Origin of the sequence: Mucilaginibacter sp. P25 (assembly GCF_050859465.1) — a bacterium.
GTDB classification, from domain to species: domain Bacteria; phylum Bacteroidota; class Bacteroidia; order Sphingobacteriales; family Sphingobacteriaceae; genus Mucilaginibacter; species Mucilaginibacter gossypii.
In genome coordinates this window covers 5,955,448-5,978,106 of sequence record NZ_CP193937.1, presented here as the reverse complement: position 1 = coordinate 5,978,106, position 22,659 = coordinate 5,955,448, and the positions used below count along the sequence as shown (strand labels likewise).

Sequence of the window (22,659 nt, the reverse complement as noted above, 5' to 3'; positions counted from 1 at the left end):
TTGTTATCAGCTGTAAATCTAAAATGTTATGGGTACTATTGAACTGGTACAGGGCGATATCACAAAAATTAAAGCTGATGCCATTGTAAACGCGGCAAACACCTCGCTCATGGGCGGCGGCGGTGTTGACGGTGCTATCCATCGTGCCGGCGGGCCGGAGATCCTGGAAGATTGCCGTAAGATAGTAGCCCGGCAGGGCGGCTGCAAGACCGGGCAGGCTGTGATTACAACCGGCGGTAAGTTGCCGGCTAAATACGTGGTCCACACGGTTGGCCCCGTTTACAATAGTGGTAAAAGAGGTGAGGACAGAACTGTTGCAATCCGCTTATTTAAATAGTTTGAAGCTTGCGGCAGAAAACGACGTGCATATCATAGCTTTTCCTAATATCAGTACTGGTATTTATCATTTTCCCAAGGATAGGGCTGCGGCAATCGCTGTTAAAACGGTTAGAGATTTTTTGGCAGATAACGAGGTAGTTGAGAAAGTGATATTTGTCTGCTTCGATAACGAAAATTACAGCTTGTATAATAAGCTGCTTACTTAGCAGCACACTGTGCTTATCCCTTATATGTTGCAGACCCAGACTTACGAAGTTTCTAAAACTTCATAAGTCTTCACAGTTTAAAATAATCCGGAATTTGTCAACCCGATGCTAACTGCATAAATTGCAGCTATGCATCCTGCTTTAAAACAACATCTTGAAGGTAAATTAATCCTCTCGCCTGAACATGAGCGGCTGATTGCTAATTGTTTTAAAACCCGTTTTACCAAACGAAACGAGGTGCTGGTTGAAAAGGGGAGCATCGCAAAACATTTGTATTTTGTGGTAAAAGGATGCCTTAGGGTATTCTTAACTGATAATGACGGCAATGAATCAACCCGGTTCCTGATATTTGAAGGGCGCATGGGGACCGCATTCCCGAGTTTTATACTGAAAGAACCCTCTGTTGCATCTATTCAAAGTCCGGAGTCGTCCGAACTATTGGTGCTGAGCTATGCGGATCGCGACCTGCTCCTTCAGGAGATTCCCGGTTTTGAAACTATGTACCGTACGGGTCTCGAGCTTGATTATATCGCATCCATCCAGCGGATAGAAAGCCTTATCACTATGGATTCAAAAGCCCGTTATAATATCCTGATGCAAACCCAGCCCGAAATCATTAAAAGACTGCCCAATAAAATAGTTGCTGATTACCTTGGCATCTCGCAGGAGACCCTGAGTCGCCTTAAATCAAAAAAGTGATTTATTGACTATTGTCAATCTTTTTGACTCATTAAATGTCTTGTTTTGTGATATAAACGCTAAACATTATGTGGAAACAAACCTTCACCATGATTATAATTTTGCTGTCAGGCCATCTTGCGATTGCCCAAAACTTAGGCGAACGCACCCTCAATTTTAAAGATGAAAGCCGTAATAACCGCCCGGTGGTAACGGAAATCTGGTATCCAACTGGTGATACATTGAAGGCTGCTGATAAGCACTTTTCGCCCTTTTTACGACAGCCAACAGTTCGTAATGGTAAGCTTTCGGCAAATAAACTGCCGCTTATCCTGCTCTCTCATGGTACAGGCGGCGGCCGGTTAACTTTGGAGTGGCTGGCCCAGGCCATAGCAAACAGCGGTTGTATAGTTGCTGCTGTCGATCATTACGGCAATACGTATGATCATAAAATTCCTCTTGAATTTGTTAAGCCATGGGAACGCCCGCTGGATATCAGCTTCGCCCTTACATCCTTACTGAATAACCCCGAAGTTGGCCCGCTTATCGATCAGCAAAAAATAGGGGCAACCGGTTTTTCATTTGGAGGCTACACCATGATCGCTCTTGCCGGTGCAAAGCTCGATTTTGAACAGGCCCGCAATTATTATAAAACCACAGGCCGCAAAGAGCTGGAGATCCCTGAATTTCCGGGCTTAGTAAAATTACTGGACGATAGCTCCATGATCGCCGATTCCAAACATGTGCCCCCGCTAAAAGATAACCGGATCAAAGCATTCTTTTCCATATCGCCTGCCTTAGGCTTTGGCTTTACCCGTAAAGAGCAGGTAGCTGATATTAAAGGCGCCTTGTGTATTGTAGGCTCACAAAGTGATAGCATAGCCCCGGTTAAAACCAATGCAAGGCATTATCATCAGCTAATCGGTAAATCAAAATACAAAGAGCTGCCCGGTAAGGTAGGCCATTACGTAATGCTTGGCGAGGCCATTGACGCTATAAAAAAGGAAGCCCCGATATACTTTACCGATGATCCTTCAGTTAACAGGCATACCATTCATTCACAGATGGACAGTTTGGCTGTCGGCTTTTTTAAGACGTCGTTAAAGTATTAGCCGGCCGGTAAAATTTAACAAAACCTTATCATTAAGCTAAAAACATTTTTATCGTGCAGGAGTTGATAGTTAAATCTGAATCGTAGAATTTTTTCCTGCCGATACTATGAAAGCTTTTCGCGGCCTTTCCGGCAGATGCTATAAATGATTAGCGTTAAAATTAGAAGGTTCGCAAATGCCAGGCTGGATGAGTGCCTGTGAAATTAGGGCTACAGGTTACTTTAAGCTCATTTAAGAGTTAAATGTAATATATAAAGGTTGTGACTATGCAAGTGACAGGTGTAAACCTCTTCACTCAAACGATATAGTTAAAATATACGGCTCCGGCATGGCTGCGCCCACACAGGTTTATATATTTGAAATTCCAACCCAATATAACCACATGAGAATTAACTATTATCTGCCGCGGGTATTTGTGGCATCTGCTTTATCCATTAGCTTTAGCCTGGCAGCCTCGGCACAGCAAAATAACATCTATCATAAAGGCTGGATAGATTTTAACAAGAACGGTAAAATGGATGTATTCGAAGACCCGTCACAACCGATTGATAAGCGTGTAGCCGACCTGGTAAGTCAGATGACCGTTGAAGAGAAAACCTGCCAAATGGCTACCCTTTATGGTTATAAGCGTGTGTTAAAGGACGAAATGCCCGTCCCTAACTGGAAAAATGAAGTGTGGAAAGATGGCATAGCCAATATTGATGAAGAACTGAATAATCTTACTTCGCATACTGATGATGCGCCTACACAATATTCATATCCGTTTAGCAAGCACGCTGCTGCTATTAACACCATTCAAAAATGGTTTGTTGAAGAAACACGTTTAGGGATCCCGGTTGATTTTACCAACGAGGGTATCCATGGCCTTAACCACGATAGGGCCACGCCATTACCCGCGCCAATATCCATAGGTAGTACTTTTGATAAGGAACTGGTATACCAGGCGGGTAAAACCGTTGGCCGCGAAGCCAAAGCGCTGGGGTATACCAATGTTTACGCCCCCATACTTGACCCCGCCCGCGACCAGCGCTGGGGCCGTGTGGTTGAATGTTATGGCGAAGACCCTTTTCACATTGCCGAAATGGGCAAGCAGATGGTGCTGGGCATCCAGGAAGGCGGCGTAGCGTCAACCCTTAAGCACTTTGCTGTGTACAGCGTGCCTAAAGGAGGCCGTGATGGCAGTGCCCGTACCGATCCGCATGTCGCTCCGCGCGAAATGCACCAACTATATTTGTATCCCTTCCGCAGGGTGATCCAGGAGGCGCATCCAATGGGGGTAATGAGCAGTTATAATGATTGGGACGGCGTACCAATAACTGGCAGCTATTACTTCCTTACGCAGCTTTTACGTCAGCAATTTGGCTTTAATGGCTATGTGGTAAGCGATAGTGAGGCTGTTGAGTTTCTCTATTCAAAACATCATGTTGCTGCCGATTACAAGGAAGCTGTAAGGCAGGCTGTTGAGGCTGGCCTTAACGTGCGTACAAATTTCACTATGCCGCAAACCTTTATTATGCCTTTGCGCGAGCTGATCAAAGAAAATCGCATCTCCATGAAGATCATTGATACCCGTGTTGGCGAGGTATTGAAAGTGAAATTCAGGTTAGGTTTGTTTGATAGCCCTTATGTTAAAGATCCTAAAGCTGCCGATAAAATAGTGCACATCGATGCAGATAAAGCCATGAGCCTGAAAATGAACCGCGAGTCGATGGTATTGCTGAAAAATGCAGGCAATCTGCTGCCGTTGGATAAAAAGAAATATCCTAATATCCTGGTAACTGGTCCGCTGGCTAAGGAAACTAACTATGCTGTGAGCAGGTATGGTCCATCGCATAACCCGGTTATTACAGTGTTTGACGGCGTTAAAAATTACGTAGGCAGCGATGCCAAAGTAAGCTATGCTAAAGGCTGTGACATGATTGATGCTACCTGGCCGGAGAGCGAAATTATTGAAACCCCGCTAACCGCCCAGGAGCAGGCGGGCATTGATTCGGCGGTTGCACAGGCTAAACAATCGGATATTGTGATTGCTGTGGTAGGCGAGGATGTTGACCGTGTTGGCGAAAGTTTATCGCGTACGGGTTTAAACCTGCCGGGCAGGCAATTGAAGTTGATCCAGGCTTTGCAGGCTACCGGAAAACCTGTGGTAATGGTGATGATCAACGGGCAGCCGCTTACCATCAACTGGGAAAATAAATACGTGCCGGCCATACTGGAAGCCTGGTTTCCGAGCGTACAAAGCGGGCAGGTGATTGCCGAAACCTTATTTGGCGATAATAATCCCGGTGGAAGATTGCCGATCACTTTCCCAAAAACAACAGGTCAACTGGAATATAACTTCCCTTTTAAACCATCGTCACAGGCAGAGCAGGGCGGACAGAACAGCTGGGGTAAAACAAGTGTGAAAGGAGCTTTGTACCCTTATGGTTACGGGTTAAGCTACACCACATTTGAGTACAGCAACCTGCAGGTATCGCCCGAAAAAGGCAATTCTCAGGGACTTATACAGGTTAGCGTTGATGTAACCAATACCGGGCAGCGCAAAGGCGATGATGTGGTGCAGCTTTACCTTAAGGATGAGGTGAGCAGCGTTACTACTTACGAGTACGATCTGCGTGGCTTTGATCGCATTACACTAAATCCCGGCGAGAAGAAAACAGTACAGTTTACCTTGCACCCTGATGATTTGGCCCTGTTGGATAAAAATATGAATTGGACTGTAGAACCCGGTAAATTTGAAGTTATGATAGGTAGTTCATCAGTTGACATTAAACTTAAGAAGGAGTTTGAGGTGCAATAAATCAACTATAAACATGTCAATATATCAATCGTTACGAAGCGTTTGAAGCTTCGTAACGGTTTTTAAAGAATATCGTTAGTCTGCAGTGATTTCAAGTATCTCTTCCCCGGTTTTTTTATAACTTCAGCCTAAAATACAACCTATGATCTTAGACGATACCTGGGTATCGGTTGAAGCCGTATCCGACGATGATATTCCGTTGCTGGTCCGCTACAGACCCAATTTATCAAACTTTTTGAAACCGGTGTTTACCTGCAGCGGATGGATGTAACCTGGAACTATGAATCATTTGATCCGTCATTATTGCCTTCGGCTGATGAAATGTTGCTGATGGAACAGGTAGAGGATGCTTTAGTCGATCTGCTTGAAGATGATCATCAAAGCATACTGGCCTTCGTATTTACCGGCGAAAACGAACGCTGGTGGGCCTGGTATACCACAGATATTGATGAAGCAGGCGACAGGTTAAACGATGCTTTATCCGAATTTGATGAACTCCCGATTAATATCACGGTTATTGACGACCCGGAATGGGAAGAATATTTTGGTGTAATGGAAGATTTTGGAGAGGATGGGGAGTAAACGATTGCCCCCGGTTAAACGATTGCCCCGGTTAAACGTTAATTCTGATGCCCGTTTGGCCGTTCCAGCTTTTGAAATGGTATTTTAAGAATGTTCACAAACTTGCCGGTTCTTTCTTTATCCATATGGGTATCAATGCCAAAGCGGATATCTTCCTGTTCAAGTTCGCCAAAAGTACCGAAAAGCCTGTCCCAGATGCTTAATACATCACCATAATTACGGTCGGTATGTGGTAGTTGATAATGATGGTGTACATGGTGCAGGTTAGGGGTTATAAAAATCAGGCCAACAATTTTGTTAACACGTTGTGGTAACCTGAACTCGGTATGGGCCAGGATATTAAATAATGATTGAAAAGTTTGCCTCAATACCAAAACGCCAATTGCCGGGCCGCAAATAAATACCCAAAGCATTAAGCAACAGGTGCGCACACAGGTTTCGCCGGGATGTTCACGTACTGTGGTTGAAACGTCGACGTGAAGATCACTGTGATGTACGAGGTGAAATTTCCAAAGGGGATCTATTTTGTGCATTACCACGTGATAAACGTATTCGCAAAGGTCAAGCAGCATGAAAAGGCTGATGTAATAAACCCACTTATTGTGATGACCGGGTATGTAATTGATCAATCCCCAATGATGTGTATTGGTCCAGCCTACTATGATTAAAACAATGGTAGTAAGTAATAGCTGGATAGGGAGAGCGGTAAAAATGAACAGGAGGTTGGTTTTGTTATGTTGCCAGCGTTTTTTTACCGAAATACCTGATGAAAAAACAACTTCCATCAGCCATAATGAGCATATGATTAAAGCATATAAAGCAACTTGCACAGCATCCTGATGCCGGTCGAGAAATTGGGTAATAGTCATTCTTAAATTAGTAGGGTAATCGCCTTTGATATTAGAAGGCAATTAGAATGCAATATCTTTTTTTGAATGAATGTTTGATGAAGTATGTTAAGCGGTTGTTAATGTACTGTGAATAGAAGAGGAGCAAATTTGACAGTATAATTTGTCCTGGGTTATCCGAACGCTGAAAAATCATTATAAATTTATCATATGAAGATTCCGAAAATTACCGGCATAATTGACAGGCGCATATTAGTGAACTTTACCGCGGATGCGGACATAGCAAAAAATAGTGCCGCCGCCCTTTACTCCCAAGCTTGTTAACGGCAAAGCTATAGCAGGGATCTGTTTGATCAGGCTTAAGCAGGTTCGCCCTAAAGGTATGCCTGCTTTTTTAGGCGTAGGTTCGGAAAATGGCGCACATCGAATAGCCGTACAATGGGAGGAAAACGGGGAATTGAAAGAAGGAGTTTATATACCTCGACGGGATACCTCGTCCTTATTTAATACGATTGCAGGTGGCAGGGTATTCCCCGGCAGACATCACCAGGCCAAATTTGACGTTAATGAGCACGACGACCAATATCACGTGGCTTTCACCAGTTCGGACGGAACGGTGATTAGTGTGGATGCAAAAGTTGCTGATGAACTCAATCCGGGTTCGATATTCGGGACGCTTGATGTAGCTTCTGATTTCTTTAAGGCCGGGGCAACGGGATATTCACCCAATGGCAATAAGTATGAAGGGTTAGTGTTATATACCGATAACTGGAAAGTACAGGCGCTCGAAGTGAGTGCTGTTAAATCAAGCTTTTTTGAAGATGAAAGCATTTTTCCGAAGGGTTCAGTAACGTTTGACAATGCGTTACTTATGACCAATGTTCAGCACGATTGGTCATCCGGCTGCGATAAACCGATGGTGGTGAGCGCTTAATTATTACTTTTAAATATCTTTGCGTTTGCGCAAAATGAAACTATCAGCTACAGAACAATCTACAGGCGGCGATCTGCTGCTGCTTATCAATGAAAAACATTTCGACAGGATGTTTTTTACCCGCGATCGTCAGCATAAATACCTTACCATAGCCTGGAACCGTGGCGAAAAGCAAACTGTAACCATTGATGAGGTGGATTATGATTTTCAGCCCAACACCGTTCTGCCCCTAATGGTTAACCAATCTTTCCGTTTTGAGCGGCCTGAAGATATAGTAGCCTGGCAGTTTAACCGCGATTTTTATTGCATTGTTGATCATGACGAAGAAGTAAGCTGCGTAGGCTTCCTGTTTTATGGTAGCTCCGACCAGGTATTTGTTACCCTTGATGAAGCCATGCAGTTTAAATTACAGCGCCTGCTGGATATTTTCATTGAAGAATTTGAAACAGCAGATAATATACAGATAGACATGCTCCGGATGCTGTTGAAGCGGCTTATCATTATCGTGACGCGCCTTGCCAAGGCGCACAGCGGGCCTCGTGAAGTTTTGGCCGATGAAAAATTTGGTACCATTCGTAAGTTTAATTTGTTGGTGGAGAATAATTACCGTGAACACCATACCGTGGCTTATTATGCGCAGCAGTTAAATAAATCGCCTAAAACGCTTTCCAACCTTTTTGCCCTGTATAACCATAAGACGCCTTTACAGGTGATACAAGAGCGTTTGATTATTGAGGCGAAGCGCCTATTGTATTATACCGATAAATCGGCTAAGGAAATTACTTATGAATTGGGCTTTGATGACGCGGCTTATTTTAGCAATTTTTTTAAAAAACACACCTCATTTTCACCAACCGATTTCAGAAATAATAAGGTTTTAGTTGCCGAAGGGAAATAATTACAAGTACCCGGGAAATTTGCCCATTCCGCAGGGCTGCTAAAGTTGCCACTTTTGTATTGTTAATTCAAAACAACAAAAATTAACATTACAAAAATGAAAACTTTCGCAATTCCAACAAGAGAACAAGTTACTCCAGAAAATCAGGCTATATTTGATACATTAACAAAAGTAGTAGGCCGCGTGCCAAACCTGTTTGCAGTTTTTGCAACTTCAGATCATGCGCTGGCTAACTATATAACCCTTTCAAACGGTAAAACATCATTACGTGCTAAAGAAAAAGAAGCTGTAAACCTTATCGTAAGCCAGGTAAATGATTGTGCTTATTGTTCTGCCGCACACACTGCCATTGCTAAAATGAATGGGTTTAATGATGACCAGATCGTTGAGATCCGTGGTGGTTCAGCTTCGTTCGATGCAAAAATTGATGCTTTAGTTAAGGTAGCTAAATCAATTACCGAAAATAAAGGCCATGCCGATCATCAACTGGTTGAAAACTTTTACGCTGCCGGTTATACACAAGCTAACCTGATTGATGTTGCCGTAGCTGTTGGCGATAAAACCATTACCAACTACGTATACGCCTTAACAGAGGTACCAGTCGACTGGCCTGCTATCCCTGAACTGGTAAAATAATACTTCTGATTTATAATTATAGTTTACACCCTTATGCCCGCCCTGCACTGCAGGGCGGGCATAAGTATTTATCTTAAAATTGTTTACATTATGAACTTTGCACGTTTTGCTTTTACTGATGGTGTTAAAAAGCTGCAGGAAAAATATGGCAGCCGTAGTAGTTATGCCCGTATGGAAAGCCTCATGGCTGATAAAGATGGCATTACCGAACCTGAACAAATGTTTATTGAAAGCCGCGACAGCTTTTATATGGCCAGTATAGGCGAAAACGGCTATCCATATATTCAGCACAGGGGAGGGCCGGCCGGTTTTATTAAAGTGATAGATAACCATACGCTTGGCGTGGTCGATTTCAGGGGAAACAAGCAGTACATTTCGGTTGGTAACGTAATGGAACATCCGCAGGTGTCTTTATTTTTGATGGATTATCCGCATAAAACAAGGCTCAAGATCTACGCTGACGCCCGCATTGTTGAGCTTGCCGACAATCCTGAACTATTTGACCTTATTGATCCCGCTGAGTACAAACATACGCCCGAAAGAATGCTCATCTTCGATGTAAAAGCGTTCGACTGGAATTGCCCGCAGCATATTACGCCGCGCTACACCGTTGATGAAATTAAGGAAGCCTTCGCCCCGCAAAATGAGTACGTACTTAAACTCGAGTACGAAATAGCAAAACTTAAAAAGCAACTGGAAGAAAAATAAGCTGCTTTGATAAATAGGCCGCAATAGTTTACCTTTAGTGCTGCCAACAGCCAGAGGTAAACCGATGAACAATAACCAGCAAATAATCCCTATGCTTGCCTATGAAGATGGCATCGCGGCTATGAACTGGTTATGCGATGTTTTTGGTTTTACTGAAAATATGCGGATGACGGATGCGGCTGATCGCCTTGCTCATGGGGAGCTCAAAATGGGCGAAAGCCTGGTTATGCTAGCCGAACCCTCGCCTCACTATCAGGGGCCATTACATCACGCTCAAAATTGTAATATCGCCGCAAAATGGAGCAGTGTTCCATATATTATTAACGGGGTTTTGGTGTACGTCGATGATGTTGAACAGCATTACAGAACTGCTAAAAGTAAAGGTGCAAGGATATTAAGTGAATTGGAATATGGTTTCCCCGGCACCCGCTATCGTGCTGCCGACCTGGAGGGGCAGCGCTGGATGTTTATGCAAATTGAAAGAGATTAAACCTCCTTATGACTACGCTGCTCCATTTATTGTTTGTTGTAATTAAATCATCCATTCTTGGGTTGTTTTATACCCCGGTAATCTGGTTTTTATGGATGCTGTTTTTAAAAGCACAGAAAAAGTATACCAACTTTAAATGGCTCAGTGTATTTGCAGTTTATAAAATTGTCGGTATATCATTAATGGTGTTTTCCTTTACCTATTATGGCGATCATGGTCTTGGTGATGAATCCCGGATCCCTTTGGGGCATGGAGAAGCTATGGAGGAGAGCGACCAGTTTGCTTATTTTGTGCCTAAAGGGAAAAGTAAACAAATCCTTGTGGATACCTATCTTTTAAAAGGCGATAATCTTTGCATGTCGGTTGATTCGGGATATAAAGTTTATAATTTAAGAACTAAAGGTGTTGTTAATTTCAGTGATGAGCCAATGTATAATGCTTTTGCTGTTTCGTACGGTTTACCACTATCGCGGCAACTAAAAGATTTTAGATCGCAGTATGATGAATACTGGAGCGGGTGGCGGTTTTGGCTGCTGCCATAGAACTCAATCAGTTATTTTATGGCAGAAATTCACGCATTAAAAGATTGGGCTTTAGATAAAAAGGTTTCCAATAATAAACGCTTTGCCGTAGTCAAGATAGTTCTCCAATACCCGGAGGAGGATCTGTATATCGACCTTAAGCCTAAGGAACGTATTAAGGCAATAAACAAAAGCTTCAGGGATAATTGTAAAAAACTTATCGCTCTTGATCTGTTTGAAAGTTTTGAAATTTCAGATCATAAAAAAAGGCCACAAGCTGTTATTGCGAAGCTAAAATATAGCCGGCTCAAAGATATTGCCGCACTTAACTATATTGCGGGCATCTGGATCCAATCGATAGATTTTGCAGAGCCCTTAGGTAAAGAAAAGGTATTAGTCGACAGGTATTTTTGTGTAAAAATGACTGTTGTTGTTGAGGAAGAGGGAGTTTTATCTAAGAAGCAGCAAATTGAAAAACGCTTTGTACTTATTAAAGCAAAATCAAGTGAGGATGCTTATGAACAACTGGAAAAGCGGGAACATGAATACACGCGGTCTTATTTAAATCCATACGGACGGTTTGTGAGGTGGCGTATTGATAGTTATGAGGATTGTTATGAAACTGATATTGAGTCACCTGCTGACCTTGATAATCCCGCTGGTGTCGAGGTGTATTCCAAACTCTCAACAAGAAAAAACACAGACCGAAGAGCCTGGGATGGTAAATTTTAATCAAAACTTTCGCTTATTTTATATCGTACACGGATATAATAGATATTTTTGTACGTTGTAGGCAAATGGTGTATTAATAGTGTCCATGTACTTACAACAGGTTTAATACTGTAATATTTACAGTTGTAGTTAATAACTTTATTTTTAATTTTATAAAATTCAGAACACTAAGGTGTTGCCTGTTATAAACCAAACTATAATAATTGTTGATGGAACTTACGAATAAAGGGGTAAAGGGCAGCCAGTTAAAAAATATGATCATTAAAAGGCTTTATTTTAATAAGGCCATGTCGTGTGCAGGATTAAGTGAGTTATTTGATAAAAGTATCCCGTCTATAGCCAAAGCTATAAACGAGTTAATGCACGAGGGTTTTGTGGTTGAACAGGGGTATGCCCCTTCGAGCGGCGGCCGTCGCCCGTTAATGTATTCGGTAAAGTCAAGCGCTATGCATATTTTAGCTATCGCGCTCGATCAGCTCACCGCCCGTATCCAGATGTTTGATCTGCTGAATAATCCGGTTGCCGATATGCTTACCTTTGAGCTTAAACTACTCAATAACCCCGAGGCATTGCCGACGCTGGTTGAGCAGATTAATAACTACATAGCAAACAGTGGGGTCCCTAAAGATAAGATTGCCGGAATAGGCATCGGTATGCCCGGCTTCATCAATATTACCGAAGGTATCAATTACACTTACCTTGACGCCGGCGGACAAAGCTTAACTGCTTACCTTACTTCCAAAACAGGCATCGCCACTTATATCGATAATGACTCGAGCCTTATAGCACTTGCCGAACAAAAATTCGGTATAGCCAAATCTCAGCAGGAAGTTATGGTAATAAACCTGGGCTGGGGTATTGGCCTGGGGATGATCGTAAATGGAAAACTGTTCCGCGGTCACAACGGTTTTGCAGGCGAGCTAAGCCATATCCCGCTATCGGAAGATGGTTCCCTTTGCGAATGTGGTAAACGTGGCTGCCTGGAAGCCGAAGCATCATTATTGGTAGTTGCTCAAAAAGCCATAGCAGGTATCAAAAAAGGCCGTGTAACCAGCTTAAAATATAATGAGGAAGATCACTCCAAACTAATGGGTGATGCCTTGATAGAAGCCGCCAATAATGGCGATCAGTTTGCGATTGAACTATTATCGGATGCGGGTTATAAAATAGGGAAGGCCCTGGCCATTCTTATCCATATTATGAACCCCGCCATCATTGTATTAAGTGGTCGCGGGGCTAAAGTTGCCAAGATACTGATGGCCCCGATACAACAAGCCCTTCACAAGTACTGTATCCCGCGCCTGGCAGGCGGTACCGAACTATTAGTATCTGAACTTGGATTTGATGCTGAGTTAATTGGTGCGGCTGTGTTGGTAATGGAAAACTTTGACAGAGTGGTGAAAAATAAAGCAGCTAAAGCAACTAAGCACGCCGCGGCATAAAGAATGGTCTGAATCAGAATTTACAGAATTTTTAAATTAGCAGAATTAATTTCTTTGCCCTGGTATGCAAGCTTCAATTCTGTAACTTCTTAAGTTCTGTAAATTATGCTCAGGCAAACACCCTTCCCGAGTAATCCATCGCTTCTTTAAATTTATCCATATTAAGCCCTGTGGGCTCATTTTGTATTTTAAGATAACCTATCAGGTTTTCGGTGGCAATGTTGCCTGTGAGATCGTCTTTGGCCATTGGGCAGCCTCCGTAGCCTTTTATTGCAGTATCGAAACGCTTGCAACCGCTTTGGTAGGCTGCGGCTATTTTTGGCTGCCATGTATCAGGAGTGGAATGCAGGTGAATGCCAAACTCGGTATTGGTGAATAAACGGCAAAGGTTGGGGTAAATGCCACTGATCTGTTCTGCATCCGCAATACCTACGGTATCCGCAAGAGCGATGTTTTTTATTCCTTCTGCTGTCATTTTTTCTGCCCAGTGTTCAATGATGCCGGTATTCCATTCATCACCGTAAGGGTTTCCAAAACCCATGGAAAGATAAACTAACAATTGCTTGCCGTTTTTATGGCTCAATTCATTTATCCGCTGTACGGTTTCAAAAGCCTGCTCAATGGTTGAGTTTGTATTTCTAAGCTGAAATGTTTCGGATATGGAAAATGGATAACCAAGGTAAGTGATCTCTTCATGTTTAGCCGCGTCTTCTGCCCCGCGATAGTTGGCTATAATAGCCAATAGCTTTGAGCGAGTATTACTCAGATCGAGTTTTTTAATACCTCCGCCGTGTCCTGTAACTGGGGGATAGCCTTGGGTGATACAAAGCTGCCAAAATCTATCGTATCAAAACCCACCTGTAAAAGCAGGTTAATGTATTCCGCCTTTATATCGGTAGGAATAAAATCATGAATGCCCTGCATGGCATCGCGGGGACATTCGGTTATTTTGATGCTCATTTTTGGAAATCTTAGGTTTTAAGTCTTAAGTCAAAAGTCATCAATTTAGTTTACAAAACGCTAAACTTCCAACTTAAAACTTTTGACTTAAGCCTTAGAACCCGAGACTTTAGACTCCGGACTTAAGCTAATCAACCGTATTAGGCAAATGCTGATCCTCAGTTAAGCCTTCGCGCTCAAATTTGCGGATAATAAGCCTTGTACCGCCATTATAGGTTACATAGCTCGATACCCAGTTAATGAATACAATCACCTTATTACGGCCGCCTAAAAGCGATATCAGGTGCACAAACATCCATACAAGCCATGCAAAAAATCCCTGGAATTTTACTTTGCCCAAATCGGCCACCGCCTTATTGCGGCCAATAGTTGCCAATGAGCCTTTATCGTTATACTTAAACGGTGAGGTTTGTTCGCCGTTAATGATATGAATGATATTTTTAGCCACGTGCTGGCCCATTTGTATGGCTACCTGCGCTACGCCGGGGTGTCCCTTAGGGGTTTCATCGGTGATCATGGCTGCAACGTCGCCAATTGCGAATACGTTGTTAAAGCCGGCAACGCGGCCTATGCTATCCACTTTTATTCTATTTCCACGTTCAATAACCTCTTTATCAAAGCCCTCGGGCACAACACCCATAACCCCGGCACTCCATATCACATTTTTGGTGCGAATGCTTTTACCGCCTTCAAATTTGATTTCCTCGCCGTTGTAGCTTTCCACCTTTACGCCGGTTAGCACTTCAACACCCATATTGGTCAGGAAGGTGCGGGCCGCGTTGGATGCCTGGTCGGAGAAGGGGCCAAGTACTTTCGGTAAAAAATCGACCAGGTACACCTTCATGTCCTCCTTTTTAAGTTCCGGGTAATCTTTTGTTAAAACGTGGTTACGGAGTTCGGCCAGTGAGCCTGCAAGCTCAACACCCGTTGGGCCAGCGCCTACCAGTACAAAAGTAAGGTAGGGATCGCGCTCGGCCTTGCCTACTTTAAGCAGGGCCTCTTCAATGTTCTGCAAAATAGAATACCGGAGGTTCAACGCCTCAGGGATCGACTTCATCGGCATAGCATAATGCTCGATGTCTTTATTCCCAAAAAAGTTGGTCGTTGAGCCTGTTGCTATCACCAGGTAATCATAAGCTAAATTGCCTATAGTGGTTTCGAGTATGTTATTTTCCGCATCCACCCTGGTTACTTCCGCTATCCTGAAGCGGAAATTCTTTTGGCTCGCAAAATTTTTCCTTAATGAGAAAGCTATCGACTCCGACTCGAGGCTACCCATAGCAACCTGGTATAAGAGGGGCTGAAAAGTATGGTAGTTGTGCTTATCCAGCATCAAAACGTCTACAGGTTTGTCCTTTAGTTGTTTTGCTACCTGCAGGCCGCCGAAGCCGCCGCCTACGATCACTACAAGTGGAAATTTTGAATTATTTGATGTGTTCATTTATGCAGGTTGATATTTAAAATCTATTCTTTTACAGGCAATACTGCCCGCATATGAAAGTAGCACAATCACCGTGCCGCCAATGCCGATTTGTATTGAAATACAGTGCAATTATACTTCATTGATTACGATATGCAACACCATCTGTCGGTTGTTTTGTTTTTTTTAATAGCAATAGATGATAACAAAAAAGGCCCCAAATTACTTTGGAGCCTTTTAACAATTTATCCTTTTTCTTATTTAAGGTCTTTCTTTCCAAAGTCAACGATTACTGGTGTTGCCACACAGATCGACGAGTATGTACCGAAAAGAACACCGATCAATAACGCAAATGAGAAGCCTTTGATCACGTCGCCACCAAAGATGAATAATACCAACAATACGAATACCACGGTTAATGCTGTGATAATTGTACGGCTTAATGTACTGTTGATGGCCCTGTTGATAACCTCTTCTGGTTTTTCGTTTTTGTTAGAGTGATCAAGGAATTCACGGATCCTGTCAAATACTACCACGGTGTCGTTAATTGAATAACCAATAACCGTTAATATAGCCGCAATAAACGCCTGGTCAATATCCAGTGAAAACGGAAGGAAGCCATTGAACAATGAGAAAAACGACAATACCAATAAGGCATCGTGAGCAGTCGCGATCATCGCTCCCAAGCTGAACTGCCATTTACGGAAACGGATCAGGATGTAAGCCGAAATCACAAAGATGGCGAACAATACGGTGTAAATAGCTGATGTTTTTAACTCATCGGCAATAGTAGCACTTACTTTTGAACCACCTAAAATGTTGCTGTCGGTAATTTTAGTTTCAGCTTTAGCAGCTAATGTGCTAACAAGGGTTGCCCTTACCTTGGCATCGGCAGCTGTTGAGTTATCATTGAACAGATAGTTGGTAGTGATACTGAATTTATCGGTACCCATGGTTTTAACCTCGGTACTGCGACCTAAAGTGGCGTCGATAGCATCGTGGATCTGCTCGGTAGTAACGTTTTTGTTAGGGAAGCTAACAATATAGTTACGGCCGCCTTCAAAATCCACACCGTAGGTAAAGCCGCGGGTGAAGATAGATATCAAACCTGCTGCAATGAATAAGCCTGAGAAAATGTAGAACTTGCCGCGGTTTTTTACGAACGCGAAGTTTGCATTTTTAAAGGTATGTGAGCTCCAAGGGTTAGAGAATTTGATATCCATGCCTTTGTCAAGCATCCACTCAAATATAACCCTTGAGATCAGCAATGAACAGAACAATGAAGTAGCGATACCAATCATCAATGTAGTTGCAAAGCCCTGAATAGGACCTGAACCAAATACAAACAGGATCAAGCCGGTAAGGAAGGTACTGATCTGTGAATCGAGGATTGAAGGCAAAGCATGTTTGAACCCATCGGCAACAGCAACCCTTAATGATTTGCCAAGGCCAAGCTCTTCACGCACACGTTCATAAACCAGTACGTTGGCATCTACCGCGATACCGAGGGTTAATACGATACCTGCAACACCTGGCACAGTTAATACCGCGCCTAAACTGGTCAGTACACCCATCAGGAAGAAGATATTGATGATTACTGCAACTACCGCTACAGTACCTGCACGGTTATAGTAAGCGATCATGAAGATCAATACCACAACTAAGCCTAAGACACTTGAAGTTATGCCTGCAGAGATAGCCTGCTCGCCTAATGACGGACCTACAATTGACTCAGACACGATGTGAGCAGGAGCCGGCAAACGGCCTGCTTTTAATACGTTGGCTAAGTCGCGCGTATCATCAATGGTAAAGTTACCGGAGATTGATGATACACCGCCCGAAATTTCGTTTTGTACGGTAGGAGCAGAGTATACGTTATCATCTAAAACGATGGCGATAGCTTTTTTGTTGGTGCCTGATGATGCTTCGGCCGTAACGGCACGCCATTTTTGAGCACCTTCTGAGTTCATGATCATCACAACCTCAGGGCTGCCTTTCTGGTCGTTATCAGCACGGGCGTCGTTAATTACGTCGCCAGATAATACCGGGCCATTTTCGGCACCTGTAAGTTTGATAGCGTATAACGCGAAAGTTTTGGTGTTTTTAATAGGTTTTACTTCCCACAAAAATTTGATGTTACGTGGAATAACTGCTAAAACATCTGCACTGTGCAGGTATGAATTTACTTTAGCAGTATCCTGAAGCGGAGCATAACCAACAACAGGGCCCTGGCCTAATTGCTGCTGGCCGTTTGCACCCTGGCCAACGTTTAATGACATTACTGCAAACAACGGGTGTTGTGCAGCTAATTTTGTTTTGCTTAATGAAGCAGCTGAAGTATCGTTTTTAGCGGCATTTTTCTGAACCTTGCTTAACAATGAACCACCTTTAGCTGTATCAGCTTTTCCGGCTGCAAGTTTAGCAGTGGTATCAGCTTTCGCTGATTTACCTGTGTCCGCTTTGGCAGTTTTGCTTTTTGCAGCAAGCAGGTTGTCAATATTGATCAGGTATTGATATGCCTCAGCATTATCAAAAGTTTCGTAAAACTCCAGTTTCGCAGAACCCGAAAGCAATTTACGAACACGCTCTGGTTCTTTAACGCCTGGCAACTCAACTAAAATCCTGTTTGAGCCTTGTTGCAACTGGATGTTTGGTTGGGTTACACCAAACTGGTTGATACGGGTGTTCAAAACAGTAAATGATTGTTTAACCGCAGTTGAAGCCAAATCCTCAAGATAAGTTTTAACCTCACTATTTGAAGCGTTGAACTTCAGGTGGTCCTGGTTATCTTTTGTTGAAAAGATAGCGGCAAGTTTACCATTGGGGTTTAGCTTTTCGTACTCGCTTACAAATAAAGCGATGTAATCTTTTTGGTTGGTTTGAGCATTTGCCTGCAATTTATCGGCGTTAGCCAAAGCCTGGTTAAAAGTAGCATCAGGATTGTTGTTGGCAATTTTCCTAACCAGCTCATCAAGCTGGATCTGCATGGTAACGTTCATGCCACCCTTAAGGTCAAGGCCTAATGCAATTTCCCTTTGCAATACATAAGCGTAATCATGTTTTAATAGCGGATAAACCGGTTGATTGGAAATAGAATCCAAATAAGCTTTTTCTTTCTCAGGATCTCCCTTTGAGTATACTTTGGCATCCTCCCTAACCTTATGGGCCACCCACGTAAATGATAGCTGGTATAAGCACACCACTGCCAGTAGTATGGCGAAAAATTTAATAACCCCTTTGCCTTGCATCGAATTTGTAATATGTAATAAATTAGTTTATAAGCTTTTTTTCAATAAGGCAGCAAATCTAATAAAATTTCGTAAGCACAAAATTTTAAATTAAAACAAAATCATGACAAAGAATGTTAGCGACGCTCAAGTGTGATAAACGAATATTTATACTTGTTTTTTTCGTCGGGCTCAAAATCTTCACGATCTTTTTCCTGCCACTCATCAGGATTTAACTCCGGGAAGAATGTATCCCCCTCAAAATCCTGGTCAACAATGGTGAGATATATGCGGTTTGTAAGCGGGATAGCCTGCCGGTAGATCTCGGCCCCGCCAACAATAAAAACTTCATCCTCGGTTTTGCAAAGCTCAATAGCCGCTTCAATGGTTGGCACCACCTCGCAACCATCGATACTGATGGCTTGCCGGGTAATAACAATGTTGCGGCGCCTAGGCAATGGCTTACCAACCGAATTAAAAGTTTTACGTCCCATGATCACGGTATGCCCCGTAGTAACATCTTTAAAATGTTTTAGATCGTTAGGCAAATACCAGAGTAATTTATTGTCTTTACCGATAGCGTGGTTTTTGGCTATGGCTACGATGATGGATAGTATCATTTCTTGCAGGTCATTAAGTCATTGGTCATTGAGTCATTTTTTTGACTTGCAATTATAGATTGCTATTTCCAATGAGTTTGATGTAGATGTTTAGTTTTATGTGAATTGTTTATAACTCTTTGAGTAATGTTTGATAATCCTCGTCGCTGATCAGGCTTCTTGTGTTTGCTTTCTTTAGCCAACCCTTAGTTTCAATCACTGAGCCTCTGCCAAAATAACAGAATTTTTTATTTTCCTTGTAATGAAATCGTCCAAAGCCCTCAGCAATGTTTGCGCCTATTGAATCGGACGAACGATTTGCTTGCCCAAAGTATCCTTGGCAAAATATTCCCACTTGGCCACCATAAACCAAACCCTATCAGCAAATGCTTCCGAAAGATTGTATACCTCGAGTTCTTCAATTCTATTACTCATGATAAGATTAGGACAGCTAAAAGCAGGACAATCAAAAAATGACTCAATGACCAAATGACGCGAAGCCAATGACTAAGTTACACCGCCACTTCCGCTTTAATATGCGGCCAGGGATCATAATTCTCCAAAGTGAAATCTTCAAACTTGAATGAGAAGATATCTCTTACCTCCAGATTGATTTTCATGGTTGGCAGGGGGCGAGGATCGCGGCTTAGCTGCAGCCGGGCCTGGTCCATGTGGTTGTTGTACAGGTGTGCATCACCAAAAGTGTGTATAAAGTCACCAAGGTCAAGGTTACAGACTTGTGCCATCATCATGGTGAGCAACGCATAGGAAGCTATGTTGAACGGAACTCCTAAGAATATATCTGCACTTCTCTGATACAACTGGCATGATAACTTTCCTTTAGTCTCGCCTTTTGAAATATCGGGCGGAGCTACGTAAAACTGGAACAAACTATGGCATGGCGGCAAGGCCATCTGGTTAACCTCGGCAACGTTCCAGGCTGACACGATGATACGGCGCGAGTCGGGATTGTTTTTAAGCTGGTTCACCACCTGTTTGATCTGGTCGATATGGCCGCCATCCGGTGTAGGCCATGAGCGCCATTGTTTGCCGTACACGGGGCCAAGGTCGCCATTTTCGTCGGCCCACTCGTCCCATATTTTTACGCCATTTTCTTTCAGGTAGCGGATATTGCTGTCGCCGCTCAAAAACCAGATGAGCTCATGGATGATAGATTTGAGGTGCAGTTTTTTGGTGGTTACCATCGGGAAACCATCCTTGAGATTGAAACGCATCTGGTAGCCAAACACACTTACTGTACCGGTGCCGGTTCTGTCATGCTTTTGCGCTCCGGTTTCCATCACATGCCTCATCAGATCAAGATACTGTTTCATTTTTTTGTATAGTTAGATTAAGGTGATCAATCAGATAGGCATACTTAGGCAAGGCTTTGAAAAAAACAATGACTTAATGACTAAATGACTCGATGACCAAATTTAAAGGGCAAAGAAAAATAATCTACCTTTGGTTTCCTACTGATGTTGGCAAATACATCACGTGTTAATTACTTTGTATGATTTTATTTCCGAATGCAAAAATAAACATCGGCCTTAATATTACCGAACGCCGGCCGGATGGTTATCATAATCTCGAAACCATTTTTTATCCTATCGATATTAAAGACGCCCTTGAAGTGGTGAAAAGCGACAAGCTCAGCTTCACCTCAACCGGCCTGGAAATTCCCGGGTTGATGGAGGATAATCTTTGCGTTAAAGGCTACCATATGCTTAAGCAGGATTATGACCTGCCGCCGGTAAGCATTCACCTGCATAAGCATATCCCCATAGGCGCGGGACTGGGCGGCGGTTCATCTGACGCGGCGTTTTTTATCCGGCTGATGAACGACAAATTTAAGCTCGGTTTATCTGTTGACGAGATGACTGATTACGCCCGTCGCCTTGGTGCCGACTGCGCCTTCTTCATCGAGAACAAGCCCGTGTTCGCCTTTGAGCGCGGAGACGAATTTGAGAGCATTAAACTTGATCTATCGGCATACAAAATAGTGTTGGTGATGCCTCCTGTTCATGTATCAACAGGGGAGGCTTTCAGAGGCATAAAACCAACTCCGGTAAAAGATTCGCTGTTTGATTTGATCAACGAACCAATAGCCGACTGGAAGAAGCTTATCAAAAATGATTTTGAACAAACCGTGTTTAAAAATCATGCGGAAATCAGAGGCATCAAAGCGGCCCTTTATGAGGCAGGGGCCATATACTCAAGCATGAGCGGAACCGGAGCATCTGTGTTCGGTATTTTTGCTGAAACTCCCGATTTGAAATTTTTGGAAGAGGAGAACCAGGTGTTCTATTTGTGATGTCGGATTTCGGATGTTTGATTTCGGATTTGGTAGGATTCGGGAAGCTGTCCCGAAGCAAAATAAAATCGTCATTGCGAGGTACGAAGCAATCCCCGATTGGCAGGTCGTCCCTGTATAGTTTGGGATTGCTTCGTACCTCGCAATGACGTTGTGATATAAAGCAATTCTGCTACCAAACTTACTTATCCTGCTGCATGTAAATGCCGGATGATTTATCGATCATTTTATCAGTCGATAGACCATCCGGCATTTTATTTAAAAGAAATATCCGATTCCAAAATCCTACTTACAAATTCCGAAATCAAACATCCGAAATCCGAAATCAAATGCCCGCGTCTTCACTCACGCCTCGCCCTATCCCTTCCACCCAGTCGTTCTCGCCCCAGCCTTTGGCAATAGCGGTTAGTAAACGGCTGTGTACGGCGTTTGCAATAGGCATGGGCATCTCGCTTGTCTGCGATAATTTAAATGCGAGGCGCGCATCTTTATAACCCAATTTTGATTTGAAGCCTACCGGTTGATATTGCTTGCCGGCAAGGGCCTTGCCGTAGCTCTGGAAAATTGGAGCGTTGAAAAGCGTCGAGCTGAAAAAGTCGGCTACCTGCATTCTGCTTAGTCCGTTTTTTTCGGCAAGGGTGAATGCCTCGGCCATCATTTCCATGGATGCCATGATCATAAAATTGCCTGCTATTTTAACCACATTTGCACCCCCGCCGAGGGGCCAAAATCAATCACTTCCTGGCCAAGTAAATCAAGTATAGGACGGGCATCAGTTTTAGTTTGTTCATCACCCGAAACGCAAATCCAAAGCTTACGTGCAGCGGCTGCTTCGGGCCTTCCGAATACAGGAGAAGCGAGGTAGCGATTTCCTGACTGTTCATGTAACCTGGCCAATTCTTCAGAAGTTCCAGGTGAAATAGTGCTCATGGATATGTGTACAGCATTTGGCTGTAGCGTTTTTAAAATTCCGCCGTCGCCTACAGCCGATTCTCGCAGCACCTCGTCATCTGATACCATGGTGATCAAAAATGGCACATTTGCCGCAGCTTCAGCAGGACTCTGGCATTTTGTTACACTGTCGGTGCCAAGCTCGTCTACCTTTGAAAGTGTGCGGTTGTAAACCTGCAAATGGTACCCTGAGTCAATGAGGTTTTTGGCCATGCTGGCACCCATGTTGCCAAGCCCTATAAATCCAATCTTTGTTTTCATA

General features: G+C 43.3%; 26 protein-coding genes. 16 read left to right on the top strand and 10 right to left on the bottom strand.

Annotated elements, in window-relative coordinates; translation table 11 throughout:
- Positions 1-28: 28 nt before the first annotated feature.
- The 7 genes from ACRQ5D_RS30170 to ACRQ5D_RS30140 all read left to right on the top strand — a co-directional run bounded on the left by ACRQ5D_RS30170 (position 29) and on the right by ACRQ5D_RS30140 (position 5,717).
- Positions 29-337 carry a macro domain-containing protein gene (locus ACRQ5D_RS30170; RefSeq protein WP_432327578.1) on the top strand — a complete coding sequence of 103 codons (309 nt, stop codon included), beginning with the start codon at positions 29-31 and terminating at the stop codon, positions 335-337.
- A 1-nt stretch (position 338) separates the two neighbouring features.
- Positions 339-545 (top strand): macro domain-containing protein, encoded by a 207-nt coding sequence (locus ACRQ5D_RS30165; RefSeq protein ID WP_431198648.1) that lies wholly within the window; start codon positions 339-341, stop codon positions 543-545.
- 129 nt (positions 546-674) lie between these two features.
- Entirely contained in the window at positions 675-1,244 is a 570-nt protein-coding gene (locus ACRQ5D_RS30160) for a Crp/Fnr family transcriptional regulator (protein ID WP_091162221.1), read from the top strand.
- A 68-nt stretch (positions 1,245-1,312) separates the two neighbouring features.
- Complete coding sequence (locus tag ACRQ5D_RS30155; RefSeq protein ID WP_091162223.1) at positions 1,313-2,335, top strand: alpha/beta hydrolase family protein; 1,023 nt, start codon at positions 1,313-1,315, stop codon at positions 2,333-2,335.
- 382 nt (positions 2,336-2,717) lie between these two features.
- Positions 2,718-5,135, top strand: a complete 2,418-nt coding sequence (locus tag ACRQ5D_RS30150; protein ID WP_091162225.1) for a glycoside hydrolase family 3 N-terminal domain-containing protein — start codon at positions 2,718-2,720, stop codon at positions 5,133-5,135.
- A gap of 142 nt (positions 5,136-5,277) precedes the next feature.
- Positions 5,278-5,406, top strand: coding sequence for a hypothetical protein (locus ACRQ5D_RS30145; RefSeq protein WP_431198647.1), 129 nt, complete (start codon positions 5,278-5,280; stop codon positions 5,404-5,406).
- Positions 5,397-5,717, top strand: coding sequence for a DUF695 domain-containing protein (locus ACRQ5D_RS30140; protein WP_431198646.1), 321 nt, complete (start codon positions 5,397-5,399; stop codon positions 5,715-5,717). Before ACRQ5D_RS30145 ends, ACRQ5D_RS30140 begins: the two co-directional genes overlap by 10 nt.
- Positions 5,718-5,755: 38 nt before the next feature.
- Here the strand turns inward: ACRQ5D_RS30140 and ACRQ5D_RS30135 are convergent, their stop codons facing one another.
- A complete protein-coding gene (locus ACRQ5D_RS30135) occupies positions 5,756-6,586 on the bottom strand; it encodes a sterol desaturase family protein (protein WP_091162229.1) in 831 nt (276 codons plus the stop codon).
- 271 nt (positions 6,587-6,857) lie between these two features.
- Between ACRQ5D_RS30135 and ACRQ5D_RS30130 the strand changes: the two genes are divergently transcribed.
- The 8 genes from ACRQ5D_RS30130 to ACRQ5D_RS30095 all read left to right on the top strand — a co-directional run bounded on the left by ACRQ5D_RS30130 (position 6,858) and on the right by ACRQ5D_RS30095 (position 12,926).
- Positions 6,858-7,499 (top strand): DUF2071 domain-containing protein, encoded by a 642-nt coding sequence (locus ACRQ5D_RS30130; protein WP_431198645.1) that lies wholly within the window; start codon positions 6,858-6,860, stop codon positions 7,497-7,499.
- A 34-nt stretch (positions 7,500-7,533) separates the two neighbouring features.
- Positions 7,534-8,397 (top strand): helix-turn-helix domain-containing protein, encoded by an 864-nt coding sequence (locus ACRQ5D_RS30125; RefSeq protein WP_091162233.1) that lies wholly within the window; start codon positions 7,534-7,536, stop codon positions 8,395-8,397.
- A gap of 96 nt (positions 8,398-8,493) precedes the next feature.
- Positions 8,494-9,033 carry a carboxymuconolactone decarboxylase family protein gene (locus ACRQ5D_RS30120; RefSeq protein WP_091162235.1) on the top strand — a complete coding sequence of 180 codons (540 nt, stop codon included), beginning with the start codon at positions 8,494-8,496 and terminating at the stop codon, positions 9,031-9,033.
- Between the two features lie 90 nt (positions 9,034-9,123).
- The gene (locus ACRQ5D_RS30115; RefSeq protein WP_091162904.1) at positions 9,124-9,741 is read left to right on the top strand and encodes a pyridoxamine 5'-phosphate oxidase family protein; all 618 of its coding nucleotides are present in this window, start codon (positions 9,124-9,126) and stop codon (positions 9,739-9,741) included.
- A gap of 64 nt (positions 9,742-9,805) precedes the next feature.
- Positions 9,806-10,231 (top strand): VOC family protein, encoded by a 426-nt coding sequence (locus tag ACRQ5D_RS30110; RefSeq protein ID WP_091162237.1) that lies wholly within the window; start codon positions 9,806-9,808, stop codon positions 10,229-10,231.
- A gap of 8 nt (positions 10,232-10,239) precedes the next feature.
- Positions 10,240-10,773, top strand: coding sequence for a hypothetical protein (locus ACRQ5D_RS30105; RefSeq protein WP_091162239.1), 534 nt, complete (start codon positions 10,240-10,242; stop codon positions 10,771-10,773).
- 18 nt (positions 10,774-10,791) lie between these two features.
- The gene (locus ACRQ5D_RS30100; protein ID WP_091162241.1) at positions 10,792-11,484 is read left to right on the top strand and encodes a DUF4288 domain-containing protein; all 693 of its coding nucleotides are present in this window, start codon (positions 10,792-10,794) and stop codon (positions 11,482-11,484) included.
- A 209-nt stretch (positions 11,485-11,693) separates the two neighbouring features.
- Positions 11,694-12,926, top strand: coding sequence for an ROK family protein (locus ACRQ5D_RS30095; protein WP_091162242.1), 1,233 nt, complete (start codon positions 11,694-11,696; stop codon positions 12,924-12,926).
- Between the two features lie 109 nt (positions 12,927-13,035).
- On the opposite strand, the gene ACRQ5D_RS30090 is transcribed toward ACRQ5D_RS30095, so the two are convergent.
- From ACRQ5D_RS30090 to ACRQ5D_RS30060, 7 genes are all read right to left on the bottom strand, one after another.
- A complete protein-coding gene (locus ACRQ5D_RS30090; protein ID WP_432327573.1) occupies positions 13,036-13,668 on the bottom strand; it encodes a hydroxymethylglutaryl-CoA lyase in 633 nt (210 codons plus the stop codon).
- 20 nt (positions 13,669-13,688) lie between these two features.
- Positions 13,689-13,886 (bottom strand): hypothetical protein, encoded by a 198-nt coding sequence (locus ACRQ5D_RS30085; RefSeq protein ID WP_432327572.1) that lies wholly within the window; start codon positions 13,884-13,886, stop codon positions 13,689-13,691.
- A 127-nt stretch (positions 13,887-14,013) separates the two neighbouring features.
- Positions 14,014-15,327 carry an NAD(P)/FAD-dependent oxidoreductase gene (locus ACRQ5D_RS30080; RefSeq protein ID WP_091162246.1) on the bottom strand — a complete coding sequence of 438 codons (1,314 nt, stop codon included), beginning with the start codon at positions 15,325-15,327 and terminating at the stop codon, positions 14,014-14,016.
- Between the two features lie 236 nt (positions 15,328-15,563).
- Positions 15,564-18,554 carry a protein translocase subunit SecDF gene (gene secDF / locus ACRQ5D_RS30075; RefSeq protein ID WP_091162248.1) on the bottom strand — a complete coding sequence of 997 codons (2,991 nt, stop codon included), beginning with the start codon at positions 18,552-18,554 and terminating at the stop codon, positions 15,564-15,566.
- Between the two features lie 116 nt (positions 18,555-18,670).
- Positions 18,671-19,153 carry a dihydrofolate reductase gene (locus ACRQ5D_RS30070; protein ID WP_091162250.1) on the bottom strand — a complete coding sequence of 161 codons (483 nt, stop codon included), beginning with the start codon at positions 19,151-19,153 and terminating at the stop codon, positions 18,671-18,673.
- Between the two features lie 109 nt (positions 19,154-19,262).
- Positions 19,263-19,487, bottom strand: coding sequence for a four helix bundle protein (locus tag ACRQ5D_RS30065; RefSeq protein WP_218134326.1), 225 nt, complete (start codon positions 19,485-19,487; stop codon positions 19,263-19,265).
- Between the two features lie 157 nt (positions 19,488-19,644).
- Positions 19,645-20,466 (bottom strand): thymidylate synthase, encoded by an 822-nt coding sequence (locus tag ACRQ5D_RS30060; protein WP_091162252.1) that lies wholly within the window; start codon positions 20,464-20,466, stop codon positions 19,645-19,647.
- Positions 20,467-20,645: 179 nt separating this feature from the next.
- Here ACRQ5D_RS30060 and ispE point away from each other — a divergent pair, with 179 nt between their 5' ends.
- Positions 20,646-21,446 carry a 4-(cytidine 5'-diphospho)-2-C-methyl-D-erythritol kinase gene (ispE, locus tag ACRQ5D_RS30055; protein ID WP_091162254.1) on the top strand — a complete coding sequence of 267 codons (801 nt, stop codon included), beginning with the start codon at positions 20,646-20,648 and terminating at the stop codon, positions 21,444-21,446.
- 325 nt (positions 21,447-21,771) lie between these two features.
- On the opposite strand, the gene ACRQ5D_RS30050 is transcribed toward ispE, so the two are convergent.
- Positions 21,772-22,149, bottom strand: coding sequence for an NAD-binding protein (locus ACRQ5D_RS30050; protein WP_431198641.1), 378 nt, complete (start codon positions 22,147-22,149; stop codon positions 21,772-21,774).
- Positions 22,137-22,658, bottom strand: a complete 522-nt coding sequence (locus ACRQ5D_RS30045; RefSeq protein WP_431198640.1) for an NAD(P)-dependent oxidoreductase — start codon at positions 22,656-22,658, stop codon at positions 22,137-22,139. Before ACRQ5D_RS30045 ends, ACRQ5D_RS30050 begins: the two co-directional genes overlap by 13 nt.
- Position 22,659 lies beyond the last annotated feature (1 nt).

Coding starts and splice junctions, on each gene's coding strand:
- ACRQ5D_RS30140 (WP_431198646.1), top strand. CDS start 5,397: ATGGATGTAACCTGGAACTATGAATCATTTGATCCGTCATTATTGCCT.
- ACRQ5D_RS30100 (WP_091162241.1), top strand. CDS start 10,792: ATGGCAGAAATTCACGCATTAAAAGATTGGGCTTTAGATAAAAAGGTT.
- ACRQ5D_RS30120 (WP_091162235.1), top strand. CDS start 8,494: ATGAAAACTTTCGCAATTCCAACAAGAGAACAAGTTACTCCAGAAAAT.
- ACRQ5D_RS30070 (WP_091162250.1), bottom strand. CDS start 19,153: ATGATACTATCCATCATCGTAGCCATAGCCAAAAACCACGCTATCGGT.
- ACRQ5D_RS30125 (WP_091162233.1), top strand. CDS start 7,534: ATGAAACTATCAGCTACAGAACAATCTACAGGCGGCGATCTGCTGCTG.
- ACRQ5D_RS30160 (WP_091162221.1), top strand. CDS start 675: ATGCATCCTGCTTTAAAACAACATCTTGAAGGTAAATTAATCCTCTCG.
- ispE (WP_091162254.1), top strand. CDS start 20,646: ATGATTTTATTTCCGAATGCAAAAATAAACATCGGCCTTAATATTACC.
- ACRQ5D_RS30145 (WP_431198647.1), top strand. CDS start 5,278: ATGATCTTAGACGATACCTGGGTATCGGTTGAAGCCGTATCCGACGAT.
- ACRQ5D_RS30110 (WP_091162237.1), top strand. CDS start 9,806: ATGAACAATAACCAGCAAATAATCCCTATGCTTGCCTATGAAGATGGC.
- ACRQ5D_RS30170 (WP_432327578.1), top strand. CDS start 29: ATGGGTACTATTGAACTGGTACAGGGCGATATCACAAAAATTAAAGCT.
- secDF (WP_091162248.1), bottom strand. CDS start 18,554: ATGCAAGGCAAAGGGGTTATTAAATTTTTCGCCATACTACTGGCAGTG.
- ACRQ5D_RS30150 (WP_091162225.1), top strand. CDS start 2,718: ATGAGAATTAACTATTATCTGCCGCGGGTATTTGTGGCATCTGCTTTA.
- ACRQ5D_RS30060 (WP_091162252.1), bottom strand. CDS start 20,466: ATGAAACAGTATCTTGATCTGATGAGGCATGTGATGGAAACCGGAGCG.
- ACRQ5D_RS30045 (WP_431198640.1), bottom strand. CDS start 22,658: ATGAAAACAAAGATTGGATTTATAGGGCTTGGCAACATGGGTGCCAGC.
- ACRQ5D_RS30080 (WP_091162246.1), bottom strand. CDS start 15,327: ATGAACACATCAAATAATTCAAAATTTCCACTTGTAGTGATCGTAGGC.
- ACRQ5D_RS30085 (WP_432327572.1), bottom strand. CDS start 13,886: ATGAGCATCAAAATAACCGAATGTCCCCGCGATGCCATGCAGGGCATT.
- ACRQ5D_RS30155 (WP_091162223.1), top strand. CDS start 1,313: ATGTGGAAACAAACCTTCACCATGATTATAATTTTGCTGTCAGGCCAT.
- ACRQ5D_RS30135 (WP_091162229.1), bottom strand. CDS start 6,586: ATGACTATTACCCAATTTCTCGACCGGCATCAGGATGCTGTGCAAGTT.
- ACRQ5D_RS30115 (WP_091162904.1), top strand. CDS start 9,124: ATGAACTTTGCACGTTTTGCTTTTACTGATGGTGTTAAAAAGCTGCAG.
- ACRQ5D_RS30095 (WP_091162242.1), top strand. CDS start 11,694: ATGGAACTTACGAATAAAGGGGTAAAGGGCAGCCAGTTAAAAAATATG.
- ACRQ5D_RS30105 (WP_091162239.1), top strand. CDS start 10,240: ATGACTACGCTGCTCCATTTATTGTTTGTTGTAATTAAATCATCCATT.